Raw genomic sequence first — 2,968 nt, forward strand, 5'->3', positions numbered from 1 at the left:
CTGATAGCCGCTTCTCTGTCCATCACGGTTCTCCGCTGGAGCTGCGTTCTTAGCCGGCTCTGCGGTCTGCTCTGCACTTGCTGCTGCCGGACGGCTTGCCGGTGCGCCGGTCTTGGCTGCGTTTCCTGTATTGGCCTTGCCTGCCGGACGGCTTCCTCTCTGTACGCTGTTCTGCGGACGATAAACCGCTGCAATCCGCTTTTTCGGCGGCTCAGTTGTCTTCTCCGCCTCTTTCTTCTCTGCCTCTAACGGCTCTTTCTTTATATCTTCCACTCGATTTGTTTCCGCCTTTCCTGTATCTGTCTTTGACGCTGTCGTCTGTCTCTTTGCTCCTGCAAGGAAGCATCTGACTGCTTCTGCCTGTTCCTCCGTCACCTTGGAAGAATGGCTTTTTACGTCAAAATGATTTTTCTGCAGTATCTCTAAAACTTCTTTATTTGATTTGCCAATCTGTTTTGACAACTCATTAACTCTCATGTTTTGCTACCTCCGTTCCGGCACTGCCTTCCCGTTCTGCATAAGCTCCTAAAAGAGCCCGCCCAGAAAAGCGTTAATTATCTAACTTCTCTCTTAACGCCTTTGCAAAACCGGAATCCAAAACGGCCAGAGACGCTCTCATCTCTTTTCCCATCGCGTGTCCCAGCTCTTCTTTCATGCCGAACTGGTACACGGGAACCTTGTAGTATGCACATGAATTTTCAAACATCTTTTTTGTATTATCCGACGCTTCTTCTGACACGATCACCAGATACGCTTTTCCACTCTTGATCGCTTTCTCGGTCATGAACTCGCCGCTTGCCGTCTTACCGGCGCGCGTCGCCAGTCCCAGAAGATTCAGCACCTTTTTACGATTCTCCAAACTGCTCCATCTCCTTTTCCAGCGCCTCATAGACTTCCTTCGGAATCGCCATCTTGAGCGACCGCTCCAGTCCTTTGCTCTTTACCGCCTTTTTCCAGCAGTCCATCGAAGGACAGAGGTAGGCGCCGCGTCCATTCCTACGGCCTGTCGCGTCAATCTCGATCGTATCGTCGGCTGTCTTTAAAACGCGGATCATTTCTTTTTTGCTCTTCATTTCTCCGCATCCGATGCACTGTCTGAGCGGCACTTTCTTTGCTCCCACTGTCTATCACTTCCATTTCTGTCAAATCCCGGTTCTGCTGCTTTCTTTCTGCCAAATCTGCTCGCTCCGCCCGAAATCAGCATCCCCGCACATTATCTGTCAGGATTATTCCTGCTCCGCTGCCGGCTCTTCTGTGCCCTCAGATACCTCATTTTCTGCTACCTCGGCTGCGTCTTCCTCTGCCACGCTGATCAGCGGGTCGTCGGTGTAGCCCTCGAAGCCTTCCTCATAACCGCTCTCAAGCTCATCTAAAAGACCAGACTCTCTTGCCTGTGTCTCGCTCTTGATATCGATCTTGAAGCCGGTCAGGCGGGCTGCCAGACGTGCATTCTGCCCCTCTTTTCCGATTGCCAGGGAAAGCTGGTAATCCGGAACGATCACCTGTGCCTCGCGTGCTTCCTCATCTGCTGCAACCAGGATAACCTTTGCCGGGCTTAACGCGTTCTCAATCAGGAATGCAGGGTTGTCATCCCAGTTGATGATATCGATCTTCTCACCGCGCAGCTCATTGACAACCGCGCTGACACGCGCGCCGTTTAAGCCGACACATGCGCCGACCGGATCGACGTTCGGGTCGTTGGAGCTGACTGCCATCTTCGTACGGGAACCTGCCTCACGTGCGATCGCCTTGATCTCTACGGTACCGTCTCGGACCTCGGCAACCTCAGACTCAAAAAGGCGTTTTACCAGATCTGGATGGCTTCTGGATACGGTGATACGCGGGTCACGCTGTGTCTCTTTTACTTCGATGACATACAGTTTGATACGCTCGGTCGGTTTGAATACCTCGCCCTTTACCTGCTCACTCTCGTTCAAGATCGTGTCGATCTTGCCTAAGTTGATGCTGATGTTGCGTCCTACATAGCGCTGTACGATACCCGTTACGATATCTTTCTCTCTGCAGTGCCACTCCTCATACAGGGCGTTGCGCTCTGCCTCACGAAGCTTCTGTAAGATAACATTCTTCGCGTTCTGAACGGCGATACGTCCAAACTCCTTGGAATTGACAGAGAACTGAACGATGTCGCCCAGCTCATACTTGCTGTTTAAGAGCTTTGCCTCTGCCAGGCTTACCTGGGTCATCGGATCCTCTACGGTCTCCACAACCTCACGCTCTGCCACGATGGAAAAATCTCCTGTTTCACGGTTGATGTTTACCTTGACATTATCTGCCCGGCCATAATTGTTTTTGTATGCTGTCAGCAGAGAATTTTCAATCGCTTCTAAAAGAACATCTTTGCTGATATTGTTTTCTTTTTCCAGCAGATTTATTGCCTCAATCAACTCTTTATTCATTTTATTTTATCTCCTCCTACCGTCTAAAAATCAAAGGCTAAACGAATCAAAGCAATCCCTGATTTTTCAAATGTACGCTCGCTGCCGTCCTCCATCGTGAGTGTCACGGAATCCGCGTCATAGGACGTAAGCGTTCCTGTAAATTCCTTCTGTTTGTCGATCGCTTTATACAGGCGGATCTCCACATCTTTGCCGATGCTTCTTGCAAAATCTTTCTCTTTCTTCAGAGGACGTCCCAGTCCCGGAGAACTTACCTCCAGTATATAGCTGTCCTCGATGAAATCTTCCTTATCCAGCCATTCACCAAGCAGACGGCTGATTACCTCGCAGTCATCAACGGTAATACCGCCCTCTTTGTCAATGTAGCACCGCAGATACCAGACGCCGACCTCGCGGACATACTCCACATCAACCAGCTCAAACTGATGCTGCTCCAGAACCGGCGTGATCCACGCCTCTACCCGTGCTTCGTACTGCTCTCCCTTTGCCACACCCCCACCACCTTTCTATGAAATTAGAAAGAGTGGACTTTTTTGTCCACTCTTTCCAGT

The 2,968-nt window shown here is 50.5% G+C and carries 5 protein-coding genes; all 5 read right to left on the reverse strand.

All coding sequences use genetic code 11. The annotated features are described in order from the left end of the window. On the reverse strand, positions 1 to 477 hold a 477-nt coding region (locus QVO97_RS01065), incomplete at its 3' end, for a translation initiation factor IF-2 N-terminal domain-containing protein (RefSeq protein WP_288188559.1). A 73-nt stretch (positions 478 to 550) separates the two neighbouring features. Continuing rightward, positions 551 to 859 (reverse strand): L7Ae/L30e/S12e/Gadd45 family ribosomal protein, encoded by a 309-nt coding sequence (locus QVO97_RS01070; protein ID WP_022358579.1) that lies wholly within the window; start codon positions 857 to 859, stop codon positions 551 to 553. Beyond that, positions 846 to 1,073 (reverse strand): RNase P modulator RnpM, encoded by a 228-nt coding sequence (locus QVO97_RS01075; protein ID WP_353784515.1) that lies wholly within the window; start codon positions 1,071 to 1,073, stop codon positions 846 to 848. The genes QVO97_RS01070 and QVO97_RS01075 overlap by 14 nt, the downstream gene beginning before the upstream one ends. A gap of 153 nt (positions 1,074 to 1,226) precedes the next feature. Further along, entirely contained in the window at positions 1,227 to 2,417 is a 1,191-nt protein-coding gene (gene nusA, locus QVO97_RS01080) for a transcription termination factor NusA (protein ID WP_022358581.1), read from the reverse strand. A gap of 23 nt (positions 2,418 to 2,440) precedes the next feature. Next, positions 2,441 to 2,908 (reverse strand): ribosome maturation factor RimP, encoded by a 468-nt coding sequence (gene rimP, locus QVO97_RS01085; protein WP_022358582.1) that lies wholly within the window; start codon positions 2,906 to 2,908, stop codon positions 2,441 to 2,443. Positions 2,909 to 2,968 lie beyond the last annotated feature (60 nt).

The organism is Clostridium sp. CAG:43, from assembly GCF_000434655.1.
In the GTDB taxonomy this organism is placed as follows: Bacteria; Bacillota; Clostridia; order Lachnospirales; family Lachnospiraceae; genus Otoolea; species Otoolea fessa.

Bases quoted from the DNA above. Each gene is read 5' to 3' on its own strand.
- QVO97_RS01075 (WP_353784515.1), bottom strand. From the start codon at position 1,073: ATGAAGAGCAAAAAAGAAATGATCCGCGTTTTAAAGACAGCCGACGAT.
- nusA (WP_022358581.1), bottom strand. From the start codon at position 2,417: ATGAATAAAGAGTTGATTGAGGCAATAAATCTGCTGGAAAAAGAAAAC.